The 22,588-nt window shown below is 53.7% G+C and carries 19 protein-coding genes; 9 read left to right on the plus strand and 10 right to left on the minus strand.

The features are described 5' to 3' along the window. The first annotated feature begins 114 nt into the window (after window positions 1-114). The 3 genes from A3841_RS16765 to A3841_RS16775 all read left to right on the plus strand — a co-directional run bounded on the left by A3841_RS16765 (window position 115) and on the right by A3841_RS16775 (window position 6,111). Window positions 115-4,071 carry an AAA domain-containing protein gene (locus A3841_RS16765; protein WP_073854011.1) on the plus strand — a complete coding sequence of 1,319 codons (3,957 nt, stop codon included), beginning with the start codon at window positions 115-117 and terminating at the stop codon, window positions 4,069-4,071. Window positions 4,072-4,282: 211 nt separating this feature from the next. Then, window positions 4,283-5,146, plus strand: coding sequence for a hypothetical protein (locus tag A3841_RS16770; protein ID WP_073854013.1), 864 nt, complete (start codon window positions 4,283-4,285; stop codon window positions 5,144-5,146). Between the two features lie 89 nt (window positions 5,147-5,235). Continuing rightward, a complete protein-coding gene (locus tag A3841_RS16775) occupies window positions 5,236-6,111 on the plus strand; it encodes an SDR family oxidoreductase (RefSeq protein WP_073854014.1) in 876 nt (291 codons plus the stop codon). 428 nt (window positions 6,112-6,539) lie between these two features. Here the strand turns inward: A3841_RS16775 and A3841_RS16780 are convergent, their stop codons facing one another. Next, a complete protein-coding gene (locus tag A3841_RS16780) occupies window positions 6,540-8,009 on the minus strand; it encodes a hypothetical protein (protein WP_235861447.1) in 1,470 nt (489 codons plus the stop codon). Between A3841_RS16780 and A3841_RS16785 the strand changes: the two genes are divergently transcribed. After that, on the plus strand, window positions 7,999-8,277 hold the full coding sequence (locus tag A3841_RS16785) for a hypothetical protein (protein ID WP_139307994.1): 279 nt from the start codon (window positions 7,999-8,001) through the stop codon (window positions 8,275-8,277). The genes A3841_RS16780 and A3841_RS16785 overlap by 11 nt on opposite strands. Before the next feature lie 487 nt (window positions 8,278-8,764). Then, window positions 8,765-8,956, plus strand: a complete 192-nt coding sequence (locus tag A3841_RS16790) for a cold-shock protein (RefSeq protein WP_073854018.1) — start codon at window positions 8,765-8,767, stop codon at window positions 8,954-8,956. A gap of 74 nt (window positions 8,957-9,030) precedes the next feature. Here the strand turns inward: A3841_RS16790 and A3841_RS16795 are convergent, their stop codons facing one another. The 3 genes from A3841_RS16795 to A3841_RS16805 form a co-directional block, all read right to left on the minus strand. After that, window positions 9,031-10,125: an endonuclease/exonuclease/phosphatase family protein gene (locus A3841_RS16795; RefSeq protein WP_073854020.1), complete on the minus strand. Its 1,095-nt coding sequence runs from the start codon at window positions 10,123-10,125 to the stop codon at window positions 9,031-9,033. A gap of 189 nt (window positions 10,126-10,314) precedes the next feature. After that, on the minus strand, window positions 10,315-10,797 hold the full coding sequence (locus tag A3841_RS16800) for a gliding motility lipoprotein GldH (RefSeq protein ID WP_073854022.1): 483 nt from the start codon (window positions 10,795-10,797) through the stop codon (window positions 10,315-10,317). After that, window positions 10,790-12,184: a PSP1 domain-containing protein gene (locus A3841_RS16805; protein WP_170866223.1), complete on the minus strand. Its 1,395-nt coding sequence runs from the start codon at window positions 12,182-12,184 to the stop codon at window positions 10,790-10,792. The genes A3841_RS16800 and A3841_RS16805 overlap by 8 nt, the downstream gene beginning before the upstream one ends. 348 nt (window positions 12,185-12,532) lie before the next feature. Here A3841_RS16805 and A3841_RS16810 point away from each other — a divergent pair, with 348 nt between their 5' ends. Beyond that, window positions 12,533-13,966, plus strand: a complete 1,434-nt coding sequence (locus tag A3841_RS16810) for a lipopolysaccharide biosynthesis protein (protein WP_073854026.1) — start codon at window positions 12,533-12,535, stop codon at window positions 13,964-13,966. Beyond that, window positions 13,963-15,009 carry a polysialyltransferase family glycosyltransferase gene (locus A3841_RS16815; protein WP_073854028.1) on the plus strand — a complete coding sequence of 349 codons (1,047 nt, stop codon included), beginning with the start codon at window positions 13,963-13,965 and terminating at the stop codon, window positions 15,007-15,009. The genes A3841_RS16810 and A3841_RS16815 overlap by 4 nt, the downstream gene beginning before the upstream one ends. A 16-nt stretch (window positions 15,010-15,025) precedes the next feature. Here the strand turns inward: A3841_RS16815 and A3841_RS16820 are convergent, their stop codons facing one another. Then, entirely contained in the window at window positions 15,026-16,252 is a 1,227-nt protein-coding gene (locus A3841_RS16820; RefSeq protein WP_073854030.1) for a glycosyltransferase, read from the minus strand. 187 nt (window positions 16,253-16,439) lie between these two features. On the opposite strand from A3841_RS16820, the gene A3841_RS16825 reads away from it, so the two are divergent. Next, window positions 16,440-17,309: a GNAT family N-acetyltransferase gene (locus A3841_RS16825; protein ID WP_083610402.1), complete on the plus strand. Its 870-nt coding sequence runs from the start codon at window positions 16,440-16,442 to the stop codon at window positions 17,307-17,309. 84 nt (window positions 17,310-17,393) lie between these two features. After that, a complete protein-coding gene (locus A3841_RS16830; protein ID WP_317042500.1) occupies window positions 17,394-17,723 on the plus strand; it encodes a multidrug efflux SMR transporter in 330 nt (109 codons plus the stop codon). A gap of 4 nt (window positions 17,724-17,727) precedes the next feature. Here A3841_RS16830 and A3841_RS16835 read toward each other — a convergent pair whose 3' ends face one another. The 5 genes from A3841_RS16835 to rsfS all read right to left on the minus strand — a co-directional run bounded on the left by A3841_RS16835 (window position 17,728) and on the right by rsfS (window position 22,537). Continuing rightward, on the minus strand, window positions 17,728-18,558 hold the full coding sequence (locus A3841_RS16835) for a PQQ-binding-like beta-propeller repeat protein (RefSeq protein ID WP_235861448.1): 831 nt from the start codon (window positions 18,556-18,558) through the stop codon (window positions 17,728-17,730). Further along, window positions 18,548-19,318, minus strand: a complete 771-nt coding sequence (locus tag A3841_RS16840; protein ID WP_073854032.1) for a UDP-2,3-diacylglucosamine diphosphatase — start codon at window positions 19,316-19,318, stop codon at window positions 18,548-18,550. The genes A3841_RS16835 and A3841_RS16840 overlap by 11 nt, the downstream gene beginning before the upstream one ends. Beyond that, entirely contained in the window at window positions 19,302-19,955 is a 654-nt protein-coding gene (locus A3841_RS16845) for a LutC/YkgG family protein (protein WP_073854034.1), read from the minus strand. Before A3841_RS16845 ends, A3841_RS16840 begins: the two co-directional genes overlap by 17 nt. An 11-nt stretch (window positions 19,956-19,966) precedes the next feature. Then, window positions 19,967-22,090, minus strand: coding sequence for an ATP-dependent zinc metalloprotease FtsH (gene ftsH / locus A3841_RS16850; protein ID WP_073854036.1), 2,124 nt, complete (start codon window positions 22,088-22,090; stop codon window positions 19,967-19,969). Between the two features lie 72 nt (window positions 22,091-22,162). Further along, window positions 22,163-22,537 carry a ribosome silencing factor gene (gene rsfS / locus A3841_RS16855; RefSeq protein WP_073854038.1) on the minus strand — a complete coding sequence of 125 codons (375 nt, stop codon included), beginning with the start codon at window positions 22,535-22,537 and terminating at the stop codon, window positions 22,163-22,165. Between the last annotated feature and the right edge of the window lie 51 nt (window positions 22,538-22,588).

A 22,588-nucleotide genomic window follows, 5' to 3' on the forward strand; every position in this document is an offset into this window, starting at 1 on the left:
GGCAAGATACCTTTTTGCCACGGCTTTTATATTCCAACTCCCATTATTTCCTGCTAACTTGCTTTGCTGGCTTAGACTTTCCGCCGACTTCTTTCGTTTACGTGGCAGTACCTCATGAAAGACATCCTCAAAAATTACAGACGCAGACTCCTCAACCTCGGCTCCGGCAACAGGGCCCTGGTCCTGCTGCGCCTGTACCGGGAGCTGCACCTGGATGTGGAGGCGCTGGATTTCGTGAACGGCAAGCCCGCCTTTGAGGTGCTGGAAAAGCTGCTGAGCAGCAAAAAGAAGATCGCGCTGAGCCCGTATGCCGACAGCCGCCACGCGCCCGTAGCCGCAGTAAGCCGCCGCCTGCGATTTATCAAGCGCAAGGCCGAGATGATCTTTGAAGAGCGCGGCAGCCGCGAGTTATACCTGGGCTGGCCCTTTGTGCATGGCAAGTTCTCGGACGGTACGGCCGTGCGGAGCCCCTTGCTGTTCTTCCCGGTGAAGCTGCAGGTAAACGCGGCCCAGGAATGGGAGCTGCAACCCGACGAGGCGCAGCCGCCGCAGTTTAACCAGAGCTTTCTGCTGGCCTACGCGCACTACATGGGCACACCCCTGGCTGAGGAACTGCTGGAGCTAGACCTGAGCACGCTGCCCCAGCACCCGCTGGAATTCCGCACCAAAGTATACGAACTATTAAAAGAGCAGCAGCTCAGTATAAATGCCGGCCGCGAGTTCTTCGGCGATAAACTCAAGCGCTTTACAGACTACAAGAAGGCCGATTACGAGGCAGAATATAAACCGGGTCAGTTGGAGCTGGAGCAGGAGGCGGTGCTGGGTATCTTCCCGCAGGCAGCTTCTTACTTACTCACGGATTACGATGAACTGCTGGAGCAAGGCGAGCTGCAGGAAATGGAGCAGCTGTTCGGCACGCCGGAGGAAAGTATAAACGGGAGCACGCAGGCGCAGCATACCTTCACGGCCTTTGCCCTGGATGCGGCGCAGGAGGCGGCGCTGCAGGCGGTAAAGCAGGGGCAGTCGGTGGTGGTGCAGGGGCCGCCGGGCACAGGCAAATCGCAGCTTATCTGTAACCTGGTGTCGGACTTTACGGCCAGGGGCAAAAAGGTGCTGGTGGTAAGCCAGAAACGCGCCGCGCTGGATGTGGTGCACCAGCGGCTCTCGCGGCAGGGACTGGGCGCTTTTGCCGCGCTTGTGCACGACATCAACGCCGACCGCAAAGCTATTTTTAGTCAGCTGCGCGAGCAGGTAGACCGGCTCGACGAGTACAAAAAGCAGAACCTGGCGCTCAACAGCATCTACACCGACCGTACCTTTCTGGAAGTAAGCCGGGGCATCAACAAAAACCTGGAGAAGCTGCAAGCTTTTAAAACCGCGCTCTTCGACATGAGCCGCTGCGGCTGGTCGCCCAAGGAGCTATACTTGCGCAGCAGCCTGCAGCAGCCGCACATCCCGCTCATCCCATACTTTAAAAACCTGACCGCCGAGACCGTAACGGAGTTTCTGCCCCGCCTGCGCCAGTATTTAGAAAAAGCCATCCCCTGGCAAAAAGATGATTTTGTGTGGAAGGAGCGCCGTAGTATGGAAGGCTATACTTTCCAGGAGCGGCAGGAACTGGAGCGGGTCATCGGGGCATTGCCGGAGGAGTACGCCAGGCTGCAGCGAAGTATAAACGAGTTGAGTGGCTACACTTTCTCGCTGGAGGAGCTACCCACCTATACTTCCGCCTTAGCGGAAATCACCCGGTTGCAGGAGCTGCTGGCACAGGAAGAGGTAGAGCAGGCGCTTTGGCCTTTGCTGCAGCGGCAAGCAGCGCCCAAGGAACTGCAGCAGCAGGTGCTGCAACTAAAGGAGTTATACTTGGTTTGCCCGGCACCGGATGCGGCCATTGCCACGGAGGATTTGGTCTCTGTAAAATCCGCCCTAGCCAAGTATGAGGAGCAGCAAAAGCAGCTGCTGGGCCGGATTACCTGGGCATTTGCCCCCGAAAAGCAGCTGCTGAAAAAGGCGCTGACCAAGTATAAACTGGAGCTGGATGAGGCCGGCGTAGGCGAGCTGCAGCGGCGCCTGGAGTTGCGCCAGCAATCCGTGGAGCTGATGCAGAGCATCAACCAAAGTATAAAGTCAAGCCTAAAGATTACCCAGCACCCCAGCGAAGTACTGCAAAAGCTGAAGGCAGTAGAGGAGGCTACTCAAGCCCACAGGCTGCTGCGCCGGTTGCATCAAAAGCAGGTGCTGCACGAAAAATTGTTAAGCCTGGTGCAGCTGCCCGAGCACTTGCAGGCCCTCACGCAAAGTATAAACGAGGCTGAGGCAACGTATAACCACTGGTTGCAGTGGCTCACGGAAGGGCAAATCTCACGGCTTGTAAAGGACGAAAAGTATAGACAGGATCTACTGCAGGAACTGCCGGAAGTATTTGAGCCCCTGGTAGCTTTCGATGCGCTACTGACTTCTTTTACCGGACCGGAGCGCAAGGTGGCAGAGCTGCTGCTGGAGCAACCTATAAAATCGGCCGAGGAGGGCGAAGCGCTCCTGCGCAACAGCCTCTACCTGGCCTGGCTGCACGAACTGGAGGGGCAGCACCCGGAGCTGCGCATGCCCAGCAACGGCGAACTGGAACGACTGGAGGAAGAACTGCAGTTACTCTTGCAGCAAAAGCAGGAGCTGAGCCAGGAAATTGTGCTCTCGCGGCTGCGGGAGCAGGCGTACAAGGATATCGAGTTGAACCGCTTGGGCAACCCGGTTACCTACCGCCGCCTGCACGCGCAGGTGAGCAAGAAGCGCAGCCTCTACCCGCTGCGCAAGCTGTTTTCCCTGTTCTCCGAGGAAATGCTGGACCTGGTGCCCTGCTGGCTGGCCTCGCCTGAAACCGTATCGGCGGTGCTGCCGCTGGAGCGCTGCTTCGACCTGGTGATCTTTGACGAGGCCTCGCAGTGCTACGCCGAAACCGGCATTCCGGCCATGTTGCGCGGCAAGCAGGTAGTAGTGGCCGGCGATGCCCAGCAGCTCAAGCCCTCCGATATTTACCGCGCCCGCTGGAACGGGGCCGAAGGCGAGGACGAAGTGGAGGAACTATCGGCTGAATCCTTGCTGGAGTTGTGCGGTTTATACTTGCCGCAAACCATGCTCACCCAGCACTACCGCAGCCGCTACCCCGAACTCATCGAGTTCTCGAACCGCTATTTCTATCAAAACAAGCTGGAGCTGATCCCGGAGCTGCGGGACGCCAACGCGCGCCAACCCGCCATCAGCTTTGTGAAAGTGCACGGGCTGTGGCAGGATAACCAGAACCTGGCCGAAGCGCAGCGCGTGGTGGAACTGGTGCTGCAGTACCTGCAGGCAGGGCAGGAGGAACTGGGCGTGATCACGTTCAACTACAACCAGCAGATGCTGGTGCAGGACCTGCTGGAGGAAGCGGCCCGGGAGCAAAGTATACCTATACCCGCCTCGGTGCTGGTCAAGAACATCGAGAACATTCAGGGCGATGAGAAGGAGGTGATCATCCTTTCGGTGGGCTATGCGCCGGATGAGAAGGGGCGAATGGCCATGCAGTTCGGCAGCCTGAACCAGGCAGGTGGCGAGAACCGCCTGAATGTGGCCGTAACGCGCTCCAAACAGGAAATAGTAGTGGTCAGCAGCATCCGGGCCGAGCAGCTGCAGGTGGAGCATACCACGCATGCCGGTCCGAAGGTACTGAAGGACTACCTGCACTACGCCCAGCAGGTGAGCCGCCGTTACTTTGAGTACGAGCCCAAACAGGAAAGTATACCCCCGCAGGTGCCGCTGCTAAAAGAAATACTCGCCCGACAGGTGCCGCACCTGAAACCCGAAGTGCCCTTCGCCGACCTGACGTTGGTAAAAGAGGCCGCCTACCAGGGCGTGGTGCTCACCGACGACGATTTATACTTCAGCGCGCGCTCCGTCCGCCACACGCACGCCGATATCCCACTGCTGCTGCGCCAGCGCCACTGGCCTTACAAGCGCATCTACAGCCGCCAGTTCTGGGAAAAACCGGAAAAAGCCAGAGAGTTAAAGAGTTTGGGAGTTAGAGAGTTAGAAGGTTAAAAGGTTAGAAAGTTAGAAAGTTAAAAATGGTAGCGTATTCCTGGCGCAAGCGTCCGCTTGTGCCTTGCTTTGCAAAAGCAACCAATCATGTTTGGAAGCTTTAGTAAGTATAGGTAGTCGTCTGCCCCAGAAGCTGCTTTATACTTTCATTATTCAACTCCGTACAAACCTTCTAACTTTTTAACCTTCTAACTTTCTAACTCAACAAGTCTTGCTCTACAAGATCTTTACCGCCTACATTTACCTTCAGACCCTCTTCTGCGGATGCGGTCCCGACAGGCGCAACGGTGGTTTCAGCAGGCCGGATTTTAAGTATAAGCTGGAGCGGGTGGCGCGGCTGGACAGGCAGATACAGGAAAGCTCCGGCCTGGCTCACGCTCCTGACAGCACCTTCTGGACGCACGGCGACAGCGGCACGCCGGCAGAGCTCTACCGGTTTAATCTAAGTGGAGAACTGTTGCAGACCCTACCGCTGGAGCTGGAAAACCGCGATTGGGAAGAGCTGGCCGAGAGCGGGGAGCAGCTGTTCATAGGTGATTTCGGCAATAACCTGAACAGCCGGAAAGATCTGCAGATCCACATCCTCAGCAAGGAAGATCATACATTGGAAGGCACTTTATACTTTTCTTTCGAGGACCAGGAGCAGTTTCCGCCAGCCGAAAACGACCGGCATTTCGACCTGGAGGCCTTTTTCTATCATCAGGATTCGCTGTACCTTTTTACCAAAAGCCGGGGCAAAGACAAGCAACTCAAGCTTTATACGTTGCCCGCGCAATCCGGAACACATGTAGCCAGGCTGCAGGAGCAACTACCTGTTACCGCCATGACCACGGCTGCCGCCCTCTCCCCGGACCAGCGGCAGTTTGCCATACTTGGCTACGGCAAAGTATACTTGTTCGAGGTGCAGGATGGCAACATCAATCTCAGCGGCAAACACTACTGCCTGAAAGTGGGCAAGACCGGGCAGGCCGAGGCCATACTTTATACTTCCCAAAACCAACTGCTCCTCACCAACGAAAGCGGCAAGGTGTTCCGGCTCACCTTAACGAGGGAACACGGCAGGCAAGGGAAGTAGAAGCTGCGACCAACGCGCAACAACCAGTAACCAGTAATCAACAATTGGCATACGCCGTAGTAGAAGTATAAACCCAACAGAATAAGACTATGCATACAACGATATTGGTAACGGGCGCCACCGGCACGGTAGGCCGCGAGGTGGTAAAGCAGCTGGCCATGCTGGACGGCGATATCAGGGTGAGGGCCGGGGTGCACTCCATTATTAAGGGCGAAAACCTGAAGCGCCTGCCGGGGGTGGAGATCGTGGAGATGGACTTCGAGGACCCGGAATCGCTGCGCGCCGCTTTTACGCACGTAGATAAATTGTTTCTGATAACGCCGCTTGCAGAGGACCAGGTACAGATGGCCAGAACGCTGGTAGACGAGGCAAAACGAGCCGGCGCGAAGCACATCGTAAAGCTCTCTGCGCTGGGTGCCGGCGCCGCGCACGGCATACAGCTGGGGCGCTGGCACCACGAAATAGAGCAGTATATCGAGGAGAGCGGCATCAGCTATACTTTCCTGAGGCCGGCTTCCTTCATGCAGAACCTCATTGAGTACCATGCTGAAAGTATAAAGCAGGAAGGCAGATTCTACATGCCCTCCGGCGATGGCAGGATAAGCTACGTGGATGCCCGCGATATTGCCGCTGTAGGTATAGAAGCCCTGTTGGGCGATGGCCACGCAGGCAAGGTGTACGATATCACCGGCCCGGAGGCGCTGTCGAATACGGAGGTGGCGCAGCTGCTGAGTGAGGTGACAGGCAGACAGGTGGCGTTTGTGGATGTGCCGGAGGAGGACTACAGGAGAAGCCTGAAAGAGCACGGCTCCCCTGCCCGGATCACGGATGCGTTGGTGGAACTGTATCAGGTGCAGAAGGCGGACAAATCCAGCGGTGTAACGGATGCTGTGGAGAAAGTTACCAACCGGAAGCCCCACTCCATGCGCCAGTTTTTGCAGGACCACAGCGATTGCTTTGTTTAATCCGGTAGCGCGTCGGCTAAAGTATAAAGTATAAAACTCAAGTTGCGATTAACCCACCCCCAACCCCTCACAAGAGGGGAATTTCACAAAAGAGTAGCTGATTCCCCTCCTCGGGTTAGGGTTATTCCTTACTCTCTTTTTTGTCATCCTGCAAGCCTCGGATCCCGAACTTGTTTCGGGGGATCTTGTGGGCCAGTAGCGTAAGCTTAATCTCTCTTCCACCAAGTTTCTTAACAGAATGACAGTAATTTTTGAGCCTGTTCTGTCAGAATGAAATAATTCCCCTCCTCGGAGGGGTTAGGGTGGGTTTACACCTGCACTGCATTGATAAATCGCAACTTGGGGTTTAAAGTATAAAGTATAAAAAGTAAAATCCCCTCCCGAAAGCTCAGGAGGGGATTTTTATGATGTCAGCTAAACAACTTTGCTTACTCGTCTAGGTTGCGGTAGCGGTCGCTGCGGCGGGTCTGATAGTTGTCCTGGTCTCTGTCGGAGCCGCTGCCCTGTCCGTAGCCACGGTAGTTCTCGCGCGAGCTGGAGCCACGGTTGTCGCTGTAGTACGACGTGCCGCTATCCATGGAGCCGTAGCGGCTTTGGTCGCCGCCCTGGCCGTAGCGGCCCGAGTAGTTGCCCTGGTTGGAGCTGCCCGATCCGTAACCACTTTGGCTGCCGCTGCCGGAGCCATACCCGTAGCCGCCGCTCATGCCGCTGCTGTAGTTGCTGTCGCCGTAGCCGCCTCTGTCAGAAGACGACCTGCCGGAAGAGCCGTAGCCGCCTGAGCTTCTGCCATAATCCTGGCCATAGTCGCTTCCCTGCGAGCCATGCCTGGCTGAGCGGCCTGATCTGTACTCATCGTTATAAGAGCCTCCTCTGGAGCCATAGCCACCCTGGCTGCCGTAGCCGCCCTGCATGGAGCTCTGGGAGTCCCAGCCTCGCTGAGAGCCGCGGTCATCGCTGTCGTACTCGCTCATGCCTCTGCTGGAGCCGTAGCCCATAGAGCCATAGCGGTCTCTGTCGCCGTAGCCGCCCTGGCTGCCGCTTCTGCCCGAGCTTGATCCGTAGCCTTGATGGCCGCTGCTATAGCCGCCCTGGCTGCCATACTCACTTTGCTGGCCGTAGCCCATGCGCTGGCCGTGATCACCTTGGCCGTAGTTTTGCTGATAGCCCTGCTGGCCTCTGCTGCCCTGGCCCTGCGAAGAGCCGTAGCCACCCTGAGAAGAGCTATGACCACTGCTGTAGCGGCCGCCCTGCATGCCATGCTCCTGCGAGGAAGAGCCATAGTTGCCCTGCGAGCTGTGACGGCCCTGGCTGCCGTAGCCACCCTGGCCACTCTGCTGGTTGTACCGGCCCATGCCGCCCTGGTCGTTCATCACGCCGTAGCCGCCCTGGAAGTCGCCTTCACGGTCCTGGTAGCCGCCCTGCATGCCGCCACGGCTGCCATACATGTCGTTAGACTGATCCTGCGAACGCATACGGTTGCCTTCCATGCCGCCCTGGTTGCCATAGTTAGAACCTCCCTGCGAGCCCCAGCCGCCCTGCTGCGAGGAACCACCGTAGCTGCCCTGGGATGAGCCGTAGCCCCCCTGAGAGCCCTGGCTGCCGTAGTTGCTCTGTGAGCCATAGTCGCTCTGATACCCATAGCCGCTCTGGCCGCCATAGTTTCCGTGCTGCGACCCGTAGCCGTAACCGCCCTGGCTGCCATAGCCGCCCCGGTTCTGGTCCTGGCCTCCTCTGTTCTGGCTCTCCCAATCCTGCTGCCCCTGGCCGGAACCCTGGAAGCCCTGCGAGGAGCCGCTTGTCATGGAGCCGTAGTTGCCATACTCCGAAAGGTTTCTGTTGCGGTCAGAGTCGGAGCCGCTGCCGGAGCTGGAAGAATCGCTGCCAGTCTTGGATGACATCGTGCTGCCGGATTTGCCCTCCTTTTTAGAGGATGTGCCGGACTTGGCTTTGGTAGTGGATGACTTGCTGGCAGAGCCGGTTGTGGTCTTGCTGCTAGAGGAGCCGCTCTTCTGCAACGAGCCGGAACTGCCCATTTGGGAAGAGTCGGAACTGCCGCTGCTGCCGCTGCTTGATTTATTTGAGGTACTGCCTGATGACGATGAGGAAGATGGGTTAAGGCTGTTGGATGAGCTACCCGACATGTTGGAGTTTTGCTCCGTACTTTGATTTTTCTCAGTCTCTTTCATAGTTCTGATCTCCTTAGTTTATAGTTGACGTTTATTAAGTTTGTTGTTCCCGGTCTGCTTTTCCCCGGTGCCGTTGGGAGTATAATCCGGCGCCGGTTTTAAGTTTCCATTACCCTCAAAGATTACGTGATACTAGCTGTTTTAGAGTGTAACAGAACGTTTTAGCTATACGAACCACACCGCACATGGTTATTGCTATCTTGGCGTGGAACCTGCGCAAATCTGCCGGAAAGCGTGCGCCTTCTGCCCTGGCAGGAGGTAGCGACGCGGGTGCTTTTTATACATGCCGAAGGCAGTTTTCCATACCTGTATAAAGTATAAGCCGGGCTGCAAATGGTAGGGGTGGAGCGGCAGGAAAGGCGGCGGGTAAGTGCCTGATGATGTTTTTGTTATTTATTTGCAGGGATGTTTGCTAACAATTCGGAAGATATACTTACCTTTGTTCATAATTATTAATTATTGTTATAATGAAGACAGGTAAAGTAAAATTCTTTAACGCATCTAAAGGATTCGGTTTCATCGTAGAGGATGACACTAATCAAGACATCTTCGTGCATCAGACAGGCCTGATCCACGAAATCCGCGAGAACGATCGTGTTTCTTTCGAGGTTAAGGATGGCAAAAAAGGTTTGAACGCTATCAACGTAGAGAGAATCTAAGTTATAAGCTGTCAATAGCCGTTAGGCATTGTAAAAGTCTTTTACCCGCTCAGGCACCTGAGCGGGTTTTTTATTTACAGGCCGTCTCCTGCCTTCTTTTCCTGGTTGCGCTCCTCGCCTTTCTCCAGGCCTTCCTGTATCAGTTCGTTTGCCTCCTGCTTGTCCTCCTGGTCTGCGTGCGGGTGTTCCTGCTCATATTCGCGTTGTGGCTCATAGTTCAGGGTGATGAGAATGGGGAAGTGGTCGGAGCCAAATTTTTCGAGGCGGCGTAGCCCCACCAACCGGAACTGCGGGTCATAGAACACGTGGTCGAGGGGGTAGCGGAATACAGGGATGTAGGCATTATAGGTATTGTAGAAGCCCCGGCCCACGCGCGGGTCCAGCAGCCCGCTGATCTCCTTGAACAGCTTTGTGGTTTTGGACCAGGCCACATCGTTCAGGTCGCCGGCCACCACGGCAGGATAGGGTGCTTTCTTGGCCTGCTTGGCAACTATGAGCAGTTCAGCCTCGCGAGTCTCGGTGTTGAGCATGAGGCGCGGCGGCTGCGGGTGCACCGTGAACAGGGAGAACCTGTCGCCACCCGGTAGCTCCACCACCGTGTAGAAAGATGGGATGCCGTCCTCCACCAGGTACCTGATGTCGCTTTCGTGCAGCCTGTTCTTGCTCCAGAACAGCATGCCGTAGGTGTTGTCGAGCGGCTTCTTTATGGAGTAAGGGTATACTTTGTCCAGCACCTTAGCCACGTGGTCGTGCCACTCCTGGTCGGGCTCGTTCATGATCAGCATGTCAGGGTGGGCTTCCTTTACCCGCTCCAGAAATTTGTCATACTCCCGGTTCACCATCCGCACGTTCGCTATCATCATGGTAAAGGAATTGGCCGGGGCTTTCTGCTCCGTGCGCAGCGCCTCCACTTTCACGAGTGGCGTGAAGTTGATGATGTAACGCAGCTCGTTAAGTATGGCCAGTGCCCACACCACCACCATAAGCGTATCGGCATAGCCCCGGATGCCATACAGGACAACGTAAGCTATCAGCACCGCACTTAGCAGGATGGCTACGTGCAGGCGCGGGAAGTCCATTACCCGGATCCACCAGAGCGGCGAGGTGATAAGGGGCAGAAAGGAGAACAGGGTGAAGGTAAAACCAAGTATAATGAGTGTGGTTTGCATTTGACAAGGGTGTTTCTATTTTGGGTGTAAGTGCATACTACTATCAGCTGCGATTAGTTGCCTGCGCTACTTTTACGTGTTTTTGCCAAACCAGGTGAGGTTATACTTGCCATGCAGGAAACAAAAATGCCCCGGCATTGCCACACACTGGCTGCCGGGGCATTTTTATACTTTTGAAAAACTGTGTATTTATTTATCGTCTGCGTTAGTGGCCACGCGCACGCCCACTGCCAGGATGTTGGGCAAGGGGTCGCGGCGCATGTACTGGGTTAGCTTTAGCCTGTACGTGCCCTGTTTACCGAACTTCATGTTGTCGAGGGCGAGGGCCTGCAGGTCATAGATGTCGCTGGAGCCGTTGCCTAGCGGCTTGCCAGTCTTCGAGTCCATCAACAGTACCTCGTGCAGTTTGGATGAGACCTCTGCACTGTCGGGGCCCATGAGTTGGTGGCGCAGGTACAGGTTGTAGTAATCATACTTCAGGTTATAGCGCACGTTAAAGTATATATCGTACACTTGGGTGGTGTCCTTTATTTCGAACTCAAAAACGGGTGCGTTGTCGATCTGCCAGTTGCCTTGGGGCAGGTCTATATTCTGTTCATACACCCGTGCCGGGTCGCAGGCGGAGAGCAGCAGCACGAGTGCCGCTGCCCACACCTTAACTAAGTTATGCATCAGTGCGTGGTGGTTTGTTACCCTGATCTGGTTTCTTGCCTCTGAACGGCTTGCGCGAGCGCTTCTTAGAGGGCTGGTCGCCGCCGGCCTGTGGCTGCGCGCCTGCCTCCGGAGCGCTGCCTGAAGTCTCGGGCCTCTCGCGTCTTTCCCGGGGCTCCCTCGGCTCACGCTGTTCCCTTGGCTCCCGGTTTTCGCGTGGGGCGGCTCCTTCCTGCCCTTCTCTGTTCCTGTTCTTGTTACGAGGCGGGCGCTGGCGGCGTGGCCGCTGCTCCTGCTGCTCTGCGCCATCCTGCGGCTGTGCCTGCTGGCGCTCCGGCCTCTCCCTTCTCGGTTGTGTCGGAGCCTCCGCTAACCCTTCGGGCCGCTGCGGTTGCCCTGGGGCATCGCCTGGCTTTTTCTTCTTTTTCTTCTTCTTTTTGTTCTTGAACTTGTCGTCAAGGCGCTCCAGGCTTCCCTCTACCTGTGCCACAAACTCGTTCTGCACTGGCTCTTCCTCAGGCTCCGTCAGCAGTGTGTCCACGGCGATCCCCTTCGAGTTCAGCTCCAGGATCTCCTGCACGCGTTCCACCGGTACCGGGTACCAGTTGTTGTCGCCTTTGTAGCCGAACCACATCATGCGCTTAAAGATGTCGGTTTTCTGAAGTATGGCATCGCCCTGCTGGGTCTGCAGCGGCCGGTTTACGCTCGGAATATCCTTCAGCGCATCCATATACGTCTCCAACTCATAGTTGAGGCAGCACTTGAGGCGCCCGCACTGGCCGCTCAGCTTGCTTGGGTTCAGCGACAGGTTCTGGTAACGCGCCGCCGTGGTGGAGACGCTCTTGAAGTCGGTGAGCCAGGTAGAGCAGCAGAGTTCGCGGCCACACGACCCGATGCCTCCCAGGCGGCCGGCCTCGTGGCGCAGGCTTATCTGGCGCATTTCTATCCGGATCCTGAATTCCTCCGCCAGCTTCTTGATCAGGTCGCGGAAGTCCACGCGGTCATCGGCGGAGTAGTAGAAGGTGGCCTTGCTTCTGTCGGCCTGGTACTCTACGTCCGATAGCTTCATCTTCAGGCCAAGCTGCTGAATGATCTCGCGGCTGCGGTACATGGTGGTGCCTTCCTGGTCGCGGGCCTCGTTAAACTTCTCCATATCGCGCTCGGTGGCGATGCGGTAGATCGTGCGGATCTCCTCGTTGTTATCCACCTTCTTTTTAAGCATCTGCAGGCGCACGAGCTCCCCCTTCAGCGACACGAAGCCGATGTGGTGGCCATTCGGAACGTCCACGACCACGGCGTCGCCGGTCGTCAGGTCCAGACGGTTTATGTTTCGGAAGAAGTCTTTTCGGCCTCCCTTAAATCGAATCTCTACTATGTCAAACTCCTCAAACGATGTCGGTATCTCCATATCGCTGAGCCAGTCGAACACATTTAAACGGTTACAGCCTCCTGTGCTGCACCCGCCGTTGCTTTTGCAGCCACCAGGTTTGGTGTCCGTGCCGCATCCGCCACTAGAACATGAACTACATCCCACAATTGTATCTCCTTTATATAGCTAGGCTAATTCTTGTTTTCAAAATCAATTATCAACAAATATACTAAATTTTTAGGCTTTTGCTTTTGTGCCTCCTAAAAGTGCAAGTATGGCAACAGTGCATCGCGGCCATTGGCGCCGCCCGTAGCGGGGCGGAATAGTCTATTTACGAAAAAAGGCCCACATAGCTATGCGCTGGGAAATAAAGTATAATTTTAGAGGATGCTTCGGAAGTTACTGTCTCATGCGGCGATCTACGGCCTGGCGGCGCAACTACCGCGCGTAGCCGGTGTGCTGGCCCTGCCCATCATCACCCCCTTCCTCACCACCACCGACTACGGCGTGGCCGGTGTGGTAACCGCCTACGTCACGGCGCTGGGGATGGTGCAGTCGCTGGGGCTGAGCGTGGTGATGGTGAATGCCTACGTGAAGCACCCGACCCGGTATAAGTGGGTGTGGCGACAGTTGCATGGGTTTATCTCGATGTGGTCGGTAGTTTATGGTATAGTGCTGGCTGCGGTACTTTACTTGTTTATACCTGCAGAGGCAGTAGAAGACAGGTGGAGTATAATTGTATTACATTCAATACCCGCCATGTTTCTTTATCAGTCTTCCCATATTGGGTCTCTATACTACCAGATGCAGCAAAAGCCAAGTATTGTGGCCACCCAAGGGCTTGCTGTAGGTTTAATCACCATCTCACTTAACATTTATTTCATTGCTTACCTACAAGTGGGATACATGGGTTGGTTTTATTCTACCTTTACAGGAGCAGTGGTAGGTTTTATACTTATTGTCTATCCACTGTATGTACAAGAGGGTTTGCTGCCTATTATGCGCTTCAAATGGTATAGGATAAGAGAGGCGTTGCGAGTCTCGATACCCGTTATTCCTCACAAGTTCTCCTTCTTCCTATTAGATACTTCGGATAAACTTGTGATGGATATCCTGCAAGTACCTATGCCTCGTATTGGCTTTTATAATATTGCCTCCAGCTTTGGGCTTTATTTCGCATCTGCCTCTAACGCTATTGTTCAGGCTGCTAATCCCCTGTATGTGCAATTATATGCAGCGAGCTCGGGAAAAAAAGCAGCCTTGTACAGCATTCGGCATGCAACCTTCTCCTTACAGGCCGTTTTCTTTGCCATAACCTCTTTGGCCTGCATCTGGATGAAGGAGATCTTCTTCATCCTTATTAAGAATAACGATTTGCGACAAGCCTATCCCTTAGCTATCGTCATTCTGATGGGCTATAATTACCGGCCTATGTACTTGGCTTTGATCAATAAGCTGACCTATGGAGAGAAGACCGCCGGGCTATGGAAGATTTCGATTGTGGCAAGTTTAGGAAACGTGGGGCTGAATTTTATACTTGTGCCACTGTTTGGGATTGAAGCTGCTGCCTATACTACTTTCGTAGCCTTGATGTATATGGGATACAGTGGCTATTTTTTCGCTGATTATAGGAATTCAGCAAGCCTGAATTATTACCCTTTACAATGGTTAACCATAAATATTGCCTTACTTGGGCTGGTGTACTGGAGTATGGATATGGTGTTTTTAGCAAAGGCAACTATCAGCTTACTTTTAATAGTAGCGGCTCTGGTTTCTCTGTTCTATATTAATAAAAGGCACGAAATGGTACAGCAGCTATGAAGCATATCTTTTACATTCATAGCTACATAACATATTTTGTCAGCCTGCAGGTAATAAAGTATCTCAATCTGGAGGTGCAGCACTGTGTGTTCCTGTACGGGAGAGAGTTTAAGCCAGAACTTAATGAGTTAGCGGTACCTGAATATGACGCACCTTTTACACATCACCCGATCAACAGCTTTGCAGTAGAGAGGAGATTCTGGAGGAGTTGGGCCAAAATACGGCGGTTTGATGCATTTGTAGAGCAGATTACCCAAGGGTCTAGGTTTCATTTTTATACCAATCAAACCGGTATAGATTTCGTAAGGCTATTCTTAAAGCATAGAAAATGCGCGGGCTTTTCTATACTGGAAGAAGGGCTCTACTCATACCATACCCTCCATGAAATTAACTTAGAACTATGTCCCCCTGTTGGCAAGCCTTCCTTGCCTTTCATACTTCTTCATTACGCCAATTTCTTGGGACGTTTAAAATTGCAGAAATTATACTTGGACCCAAGTTACAACAATGTTTTCGGAGTTACAGAAGCGGCGTTCCCCAACTTCGAAAGGAAAGTTGTTTTACCATTCCCGTTTAAGCAGGTAAAAGAAGAAGAAGAAACAGATGAGATGGCTGTGCTTGTGTTCGATTCTTTCCTGGAGTATGGAACTGTAAGTTTCGAAGTCTTTGATCATGCCTTAGGCAAAGCCTTTTCTTATTTTGAGCAAAAGGGTATAAAAGAAGTTGCTGTTAAGTACCACCCCGAGCAGTATGCCACAATTCAAAATTTGCAGAAGGCAAGAGAGATGATAAATCGTCATAAAGGAAGGGCACAGGTACAAGAGTTGCCTAAGAATATTGCTCTGGAGCGAATGGCTTCAGATAGTAGTATGCCTAAGTTAACTTTTTACATTTTTCTTAGCTCTGCCGGTTTGTATGCGGCTTTGTGTGGAAGAACAACCAAAAGCTTTGCGAAATTTATAGCAGATCAAGATCCTGCATATACAAGAAGGCTTCGAATGATGCCAAAGTTCTTCAAAGAATTAGTACAGCTAATAAGCTAACTAGAGCCATCTCTGGTTAAAGTTCTGCTTTATCCAAAGAGTTGCTGATTATTCTTTGATACATATTAAAAGTCTTAGGGGCAATTGCTTGAGTTGAGAACCTGGCTAAGAAGTCAGCTCTAATACTGTTGCTGTCATAAGACTCCCTCCTCTTGATTAAAGTTTCCATTGCTTCAATAAGCTCCGCAACATTGTTCTTTTCAATTAACAACCCGTTAAGTGGAGTTACAGTAGACTCGGGCCCTCCGCATCTGGTAGCAATAACAGGCTTCCCGCAAGCAAGCGCCTCTATATAGACTATGCCCATGGATTCATAGAAACTAGGTAATGCAAACGCATCACAGAATTGGTATTCATGTAGCGCTTCCTTGCGGTTAATTTCCCCCAGCCATGCTACATATTGTTGAATACCCAACTCAGATGCCATCCTTTTATATCCATCGATATAAGGACTGCTGCCTCCTATCCGGAACAGAATATTCTTGTTCTTCTCCGATAATCCTTTTATGGCTTGTAACAGGATGTCTGTTCCTTTTTGAGGGGAAGGGTAAGAAAGGGTAAAGAAGGTGAATTTCTCTGACTGAGGGTGGTAATCAGGAGAAGGTTTGAAGAAGTTTTCATCAATAAAGTTCGGAATCATCATGATATTGTCAATTCCTTGTTTACGTAAAGCCTCAACCTGAAAAGGACTTACTGCAATATTTGCTGAAGTTCTTAGGTACGGCTGCTTGTAATAATCTGCTAACCTACCATTCTTGTCAGCAGTTTGAGCCCACGGGAATGGGCCCATCCGTTCAGTTAAGCAATATGGCTTTCTTAGTCTTTCAGCTACTCTCATGGCAATAATTCCTGCCGGGTAGCCAACATGGGCGTGAATAATATCTATAGGACCATGCTCAACCTCGAAAGCCTTAATGTTGCTTAAATTCGCCTTTATGATACCCAACATATTGCCTCCCAATAGCTTACTTGTCCATGTAAAAGTGTAATGATGGTATACTTTTAAATTTGGCGCTAAGACAGTTTTGAAAGGTTTTGGTTTAGCTCGTAGTAACTTACTAATGTTCTTTACATGATCTTTTGACCATAGAAGAAATCTTTCCTCCATTTGTCCCCAGTTGCTTATGCCTATGTTTACATCCGGGTAAAACCGGCAAAAAGCCTCTGTTTGCTCTTTAATCATCGTACCACTTACGGGGCGGTCTTTAGATGGGAACCAGGAAGGAATAACGAATATATTCATGCATTAGGTCTTGAAGATAGAAAATGTGTGCATAAAATATAATTTAGGCACACTAAGCTAGTTGTTTTAGCTGAGGCTAATTATGCTTTTTATTTTAAAAATGAGATCATAATGAGGCGCCACTCTTTGCAAAACCCCTCGCTTTAACGTAGACCTTTCAAAGTCAACTTTACAAAGTTAATACCTTATGCCCGACTTCCGCTTCTCCTTCCTAACCGCCAAAGACTTGCCGCAACTTCGCAACACTTTCCTGGAGGCCTTTGCCGACTATGTGGTGCCGGTGCAACTCTCGGAGGAGCAGCTGAAGGATAAGGTGGAGCGGGAGGGCATCCTGCCCGGCTTCAGCGTGGGTGCCTTCGTGGGTGGGCAAATGGTGGGGTTTATACTTACCGGATTAGGAGAGTGGCAGGGCAGGCCAACCGCTTACAATGCGGGTACCGGCGTGGTGCCCCTGCACAGGGGGCACAGCCTGACGCAGCAAATGTATGATTTCCTGTTGCCAAAACTACGCGAGAGTGGCGTGGAGCAATGCATACTGGAGGTCATCCAGGGGAACATGCCTGCCATCAGGGCTTATAAGAAGGTTGGCTTTAAGATTACCCGCTCCCTCAGCTGCTTCCGGGCTGCTAAACAGGACCTGCTGCTGGGGGCAGAGCCGTCAGAGCAGGTCACTATTTCGGCCACTACGCAGCCCGACTGGGAAACGTACAGTAGTTTCTGGGAGGTGGGGCCATCCTGGCAGAACGACATAAACGCAATTAAGCGGAGCAAGGGGCAAGCGCAGACCCTGGAGGCCCGTAGTGTGCAGCAGGAGGTAGTGGGCTACATCTCTTTTTTCCGGAAGAACGGGGCAGTGGCCCAACTGGCTGTAGGCAAGGGCTGGCGCGGCAAAGGTATAGGCACGGCGCTGCTGCGTGAGGCGGTAAAGCAGGTAGAGGCGCCCTCAATCATGTTTATCAACATAGAGGACACAGGCCAAAGCATGCTCTCCTACTTGAAAGGGCGCCACCTGGGGCTTCTGCTCAGGCAGTACGAGATGCTGATGCCGATCGTGTAAGTATAAAACTAGTCAAGTATAACGCTGTGCCGCGGCTGTTTAAATCCATACCTTTGCAGCCTGAACCAAAAAAATGAATGACGTATGAACATGGCATGGTTTTACCTGATCCTGGCCGGGATCTGTGAGATTGGCTGGGCCTTTGGCCTGAAGTATAGCGAGGGGTTCACCAAGCTTGGCGTAAGTGTGGTAACCGTTTTAGTGATGATCCTGAGCTTCGTGCTGCTGGCGCAGGCCATGAAGACGCTGCCACTGGGCACTGCCTACGCCATCTGGACGGGAATCGGCGCTGCCGGCACCGCCATACTGGGCATCGTTTTCCTGAACGAGCCCCGCGATCTTATCCGCATCTTCTGCATCCTGCTTATCGTGGCAGGTGTGGTGGGGCTGAAGGTGTTTTCCGGAGCAAAGTAGGCTCCTACTCCATCAGGTATACTTCCAGGGTGTCTTTTGTGAAGAGGAAGAGGTGCTGATCACCTACGAGCGCAGAAACATACGCCTTTTGCTGCGGCAGCTCCAGCACGCGTTCCTGCTGGGTGTAGAGGTCGTAGAAGTATAGCCTGCCTTCCTTTACAAAGTATAGCTCGTTATCCCTGAAGCCGATGTGGCGCAGACCAATGTAGGGCAGTTTCTTCTTGTAGTTGCCTAGGTTGTCGAACACTAAAATACCGCTGTTAAAATCAAGCAGATATACCTGGTTCTGGTACTCACGCAGCTGGCGCACGTCAAACTCCTCGCGGTTGAGTAACAAATTCAGCGGTGTTTCCACAGTTATCTGCCGCATGGAAGGGTTCAGTTTAGCTAGCGTCAGGCTGGTCTCATCGAAAAGCCAGTAACCCAGGTCGCCGGCCGGGGCCGCTACTTTGGCGGTGCCTTCATATTGCAGGTCCAGCAGGCCGGAGGTGCTGATGGGGCGCAGAAACCGGTCTAAAAGTGTGATTTCCTGGCTGCCCTCATAAAACAACACGATCTTCATGGGGTTCCAGGCGTGGATGCTGCTGATCCGGCCGCGGGCAGGGGGGGAGTAGGTGTCTTGCGCCTGGCCGGCTGGGTTCAGGCGCAGCAGGTTCTGGCGCTCGTCCAGCAGGTATACGTTCCCGTTGCGGTCCTGGGAGATGGTGGTGGCGGAGCTGATGCCTAAACTATGGCTATAGGTAAGTATGGGCGCCTGCAGGGTATCCTGCGCCTGCGCCAGCAGCGGTGCCAGTAGCACCAGCCAAAGTATAAGTATGGATCGGTTAGCCTTCAAAGGTCTTGAGTTCCAGTTTGTCGCCGTCGTATACGCCGTATGTGCAAAAATTGACCCATTCTCCCAGGTTCACGTATTGCGCATTCTCCCCAATGGGCATTTCCAGGGGCAGGTGCCGGTGGCCGAACACGTAGTAATCGTGGTGCTGCCGCTGCTCCACCTCCTGGCTGTACTGCACCAGCCACTCCCGCTCCCCGAAAAACTTTTCGTCCTTCTCCACATTGCTGATGCGGCTCCGCCTGGACCATGCGTTGGCGATTCCGATGCCGGTGTTGGGGTGGATGCGGGCAAAGAGCCACTGGCACATCCGGTTGTCAAATACCTTCTTCAGCACTTTATAAGTATGGTCGCCGGGGCCCAGGCCGTCGCCGTGGCCGATGTAGAAGGATTTGCCGCCAAGGTTGGTCGAGATCGGCTCGCGGATGATGGGAATGTTGAGCTCCTTGGGAAAGTAATCGAACATCCACATGTCGTGGTTCCCCGTGAAAAAAAGCACCGGCAGGCCGGCATCTGTCAGTTCGGCCAGTTTGCCTTGCAGGCGCACGTAGCCTTTGGGGATGGCGTGCTTGTACTCGAACCAGAAATCGAAGATATCGCCCAGCAAAAGTATGGCGGCCGCATCGTGCCGGACCATCTCCAGCCACCGCACAATCTTCTTCTCACGGGCCAGGCTGGTCTTGGCATCGGGCACACCCAAATGGAAGTCGGAAGCGAAGTATACTTTCTTGCCTGGCGCCAGCTCGTTAATGCGGAAGGTCATCAATCAGGAATAAGACTAGCTGCTTGGGGCCATGGGCGCCCATCACAAGGGTTTTCTCAATGTCGGCGGTGCGGCTCGGGCCGCTGACCAGCGACACCATCGAGGGGAAATTCTCTTTATACTTATCGCGCACGCGCTGCAGGCCATCCTTAATATCGGGCACCAGCTGGCTGGCTTTGGCTACTACCAGGTGTGTGGGCGGGTAAACGCTCAGGCGGCGGCCACCCGCGTTGGCAGAACTCACCAGGATGCTTCCGGTGCGGGTAATCAGCGCCTCGCAGGTGGTCAGGCCGGCATCTATACTTTGCACAAACCCCTCCTCATCGGCTGTAAAGTCGATGCCCGCCTGGTGGACTATGTTTTGTAGGTTAGGCTCCCAAATGCACAGGTGTTGCAGGTTCTGCTCTTTCTTGTACACGTACAGTTGGTCGAAGAAGTCCTCCTCATGCTCGCAGTACACAAACACGCCTGCATTTTTAATGAAGTTCTCGGCAAACACCACCGACATATCCTCCACGGGCACCGGCGGGTGCAGCGGCGAGGTGAAGTCGGGGGTAGGAGGCAGAAAAGGCGCCGACTTAGCCAGCGCCTCTCTTACCCTTCTTAATACTATTTCCTTTGATTTTGCTTCGTACATGCCTGGTTAGATCAAGCTGTTCTCGAATTTATATTGTCCTGCTCCGCAGGGGTGCTGCCGTTATCCAGCGGCGTGCCGGGCACGGTGCCTTCCTCTTGCTCGGGGTGCTCTGTCTGGCCAACTTCCACCGGGTGCTGCTGCTCCACCTCACTCTTGGTCTGGCTGCGGTCGGTACCGGCGGTGTGGGCCTGGTAGGTGGTCAGGGCCTCGAACGGGCGCGGGCCAACCAGGCGCTCCAGGTCGCTCTGGAACAGGATCTCTTTCTCCAGAAGCTCCTGCGCCACCACCTCCAGCTCGGGCGCCTTCGATGTTAGCAGTTGCTTCGTGCGCTGGTAGGCGGCGTCGATGATCTTGCGCACCTCCTGGTCTATCGTCTCGGCGGTCGCCTCTGAGTAAGGCTTGTTGAACGACATTTCGGACTGCTTCGAATCGTAGAACGAAACGTTGCCGATCTTATCGTTCATGCCATACATCGTCACGATGCTGTAAGCCATTTTGGTGATACGCTCCAGGTCGCTCAGGGCGCCGGTAGAGATCTTGCCGAACACGATCTCCTCGGCGGCACGGCCACCCAGGGCCATGCACATCTCGTCGATCAGTTGCTCGGTGGTATACAGGAACTGCTCTTTTGGCAGGTACTGCGCGTAACCTAAAGCGGCTACACCACGCGGCACAATGCTTACCTTCACCAGCGGGTCGGCGTGCTCCAGGAACCAGCCGGCTATGGCGTGGCCAGCCTCGTGGTAGGCCACAATCTTTTTCTCCTCCGGTGAGATGATCTTGTTCTTCTTCTCCAGACCACCAATCACGCGGTCCACGGCGTCGTTAAAGTCTTGCTGGTCCACTGCCTTTTTGTTGCGGCGGGCGGCTATCAGAGCAGCCTCGTTACACACGTTGGCAATCTCGGCACCGGCAAAGCCTGGTGTCTGGGCAGCCAGTTTTCTAGCATCTACATCCGGAGACAGCGTCAGCGGCTTGAGGTGCACGTTAAAGATCTCGGTTCGCCCGTTGATGTCCGGCTTGTCGATGCTGATCTGGCGGTCGAAACGGCCAGGGCGCAGCAAAGCGGAGTCCAGGGTGTCAGGGCGGTTGGTGGCGGCAAGTATGATCACGCCGGAATCGGTGGCGAAACCATCCATCTCCACCAGCAGGGAGTTGAGCGTGTTCTCGCGCTCGTCGTTACCGCCTGGGGTGGCGCCACGGCTACGGTGGCGGCCGATGGCGTCGATCTCATCAATAAAGATGATACACGGCGCTTTGGCTTTGGCCTGCTTAAACAAATCGCGCACACGCGCTGCGCCCACACCCACGAACATCTCCACGAAATCGGAGCCTGAAAGGGAGAAGAACGGCACGTCGGCCTCACCGGCCACAGCCTTTGCCAATAAGGTTTTACCGGTTCCCGGAGGGCCTACCAGCAATGCGCCTTTCGGTATCTTGCCACCCAGTACGGTGAACTTGCTCGGGTTCTTCAGGAACTCCACGATCTCCTGCACTTCTTCTTTCGCTTCCTCCAGGCCGGCCACATCCTTAAATGTGATCTTTACCTTGTTCTCTGCATCGAAAAGGGCTGCTTTAGACTTGCCGATGTTGAAGATCTGGCCACCCGTGCCGCCCGATGTTACACGGCGCATCAGGAACCAGAAACCAAACAGCAGCAGGATCAGGAAGCCCCACTGGAAGAAGAAGTCAGCAAAGCCCGTGCGCGTTTCCGGCGTGAGCGGTACCTTTTGCTCGCGTGGTACGTCCGCCTGCAGTTTATCCAGGTCCTCTTTAAAAGATTCCGCCGAGATCACCTGGAAGTGGTAGTGCGGGCCCTGGTCCATGGTAAGCATACCACGGTCGTTGAGCTCGGTTTTATACTTATCGTTCTGAAGCGCCTCTTTCTCAAGGTATACTTCCACGGTTTTGCCGTTCACCAGAGTCAATCTGTCGACATCGCCGCTCAGCAGCATCTCCTCAAAGTCCTGCTGGGTTGTCTCTACAGAGGAGTTGCTCTTGTTCAGGTAGGTCAGTCCGAAGATCAGCAGGATCAGCACGGCCAGCATCCACAGCTGCATGGTAGGGCGCGGTGGGGTGTTCGGTATGATCGGCTTTTTCTTCTTGTTGTTGCCTTTATTATTTTTTTCTGCCATTGATAGTTTGAATATCGATTGTATGGGAAACAAGGGCCGGCACTAAAAGTTTCAGGGCCATGCCCAAGGGGGTTAGACAGACGCCACGTGCTCTATCCTGGCGTCGCCCCAAAGCTCCTCCAGCGCATAGAACTCACGCTTGTCTTTCAGGAAAACGTGTGCTACTACGTCCACATAATCCAGCAGCACCCACTCTTTGTTGATGCGGCCTTCGGTTTGCCACGGGTTCTGGCCAGTTGCCTTGTACACTTCCTCCTCAATGGAGGAGGCGATGGCATCGAGTTGCGTGTCGGAGCTTGCGGATGCTATTACGAAGTAATCTGATACAGCGTTTTTAAGTGATTTAAGGTTCATCACCACTATATCGGAAGCTTTTCTCTCCTGCATGCCCTTCACTACCAGCTCTGCCAATATGTCGGAAGTAGCCTCAACCTTGGTTTCTTTCATTTGCGCTCTTTAAATTTGATGTACAAAAGTATTAAATTCTCCGCTAATAAT

This window comes from Pontibacter flavimaris (genome assembly GCF_001907195.1).
Taxonomy (GTDB): Bacteria; Bacteroidota; Bacteroidia; order Cytophagales; family Hymenobacteraceae; genus Pontibacter; species Pontibacter flavimaris.

What these genes read in the sequence shown, in the direction of transcription:
- A3841_RS16765 (WP_073854011.1), top strand. Translation starts at nt 115, where the DNA reads ATGAAAGACATCCTCAAAAATTACAGACGCAGACTCCTCAACCTCGGC.
- A3841_RS16775 (WP_073854014.1), top strand. Translation starts at nt 5,236, where the DNA reads ATGCATACAACGATATTGGTAACGGGCGCCACCGGCACGGTAGGCCGC.
- A3841_RS16780 (WP_235861447.1), bottom strand. Translation starts at nt 8,009, where the DNA reads ATGTCATCCAAGACTGGCAGCGATTCTTCCAGCTCCGGCAGCGGCTCC.
- A3841_RS16790 (WP_073854018.1), top strand. Translation starts at nt 8,765, where the DNA reads ATGAAGACAGGTAAAGTAAAATTCTTTAACGCATCTAAAGGATTCGGT.
- A3841_RS16795 (WP_073854020.1), bottom strand. Translation starts at nt 10,125, where the DNA reads ATGCAAACCACACTCATTATACTTGGTTTTACCTTCACCCTGTTCTCC.
- A3841_RS16800 (WP_073854022.1), bottom strand. Translation starts at nt 10,797, where the DNA reads ATGCATAACTTAGTTAAGGTGTGGGCAGCGGCACTCGTGCTGCTGCTC.
- A3841_RS16805 (WP_170866223.1), bottom strand. Translation starts at nt 12,184, where the DNA reads ATGGAGATACCGACATCGTTTGAGGAGTTTGACATAGTAGAGATTCGA.
- A3841_RS16810 (WP_073854026.1), top strand. Translation starts at nt 12,533, where the DNA reads ATGCTTCGGAAGTTACTGTCTCATGCGGCGATCTACGGCCTGGCGGCG.
- A3841_RS16815 (WP_073854028.1), top strand. Translation starts at nt 13,963, where the DNA reads ATGAAGCATATCTTTTACATTCATAGCTACATAACATATTTTGTCAGC.
- A3841_RS16820 (WP_073854030.1), bottom strand. Translation starts at nt 16,252, where the DNA reads ATGAATATATTCGTTATTCCTTCCTGGTTCCCATCTAAAGACCGCCCC.
- A3841_RS16825 (WP_083610402.1), top strand. Translation starts at nt 16,440, where the DNA reads ATGCCCGACTTCCGCTTCTCCTTCCTAACCGCCAAAGACTTGCCGCAA.
- A3841_RS16830 (WP_317042500.1), top strand. Translation starts at nt 17,394, where the DNA reads ATGAACATGGCATGGTTTTACCTGATCCTGGCCGGGATCTGTGAGATT.
- A3841_RS16840 (WP_073854032.1), bottom strand. Translation starts at nt 19,318, where the DNA reads ATGACCTTCCGCATTAACGAGCTGGCGCCAGGCAAGAAAGTATACTTC.
- A3841_RS16845 (WP_073854034.1), bottom strand. Translation starts at nt 19,955, where the DNA reads ATGTACGAAGCAAAATCAAAGGAAATAGTATTAAGAAGGGTAAGAGAG.
- ftsH (WP_073854036.1), bottom strand. Translation starts at nt 22,090, where the DNA reads ATGGCAGAAAAAAATAATAAAGGCAACAACAAGAAGAAAAAGCCGATC.
- rsfS (WP_073854038.1), bottom strand. Translation starts at nt 22,537, where the DNA reads ATGAAAGAAACCAAGGTTGAGGCTACTTCCGACATATTGGCAGAGCTG.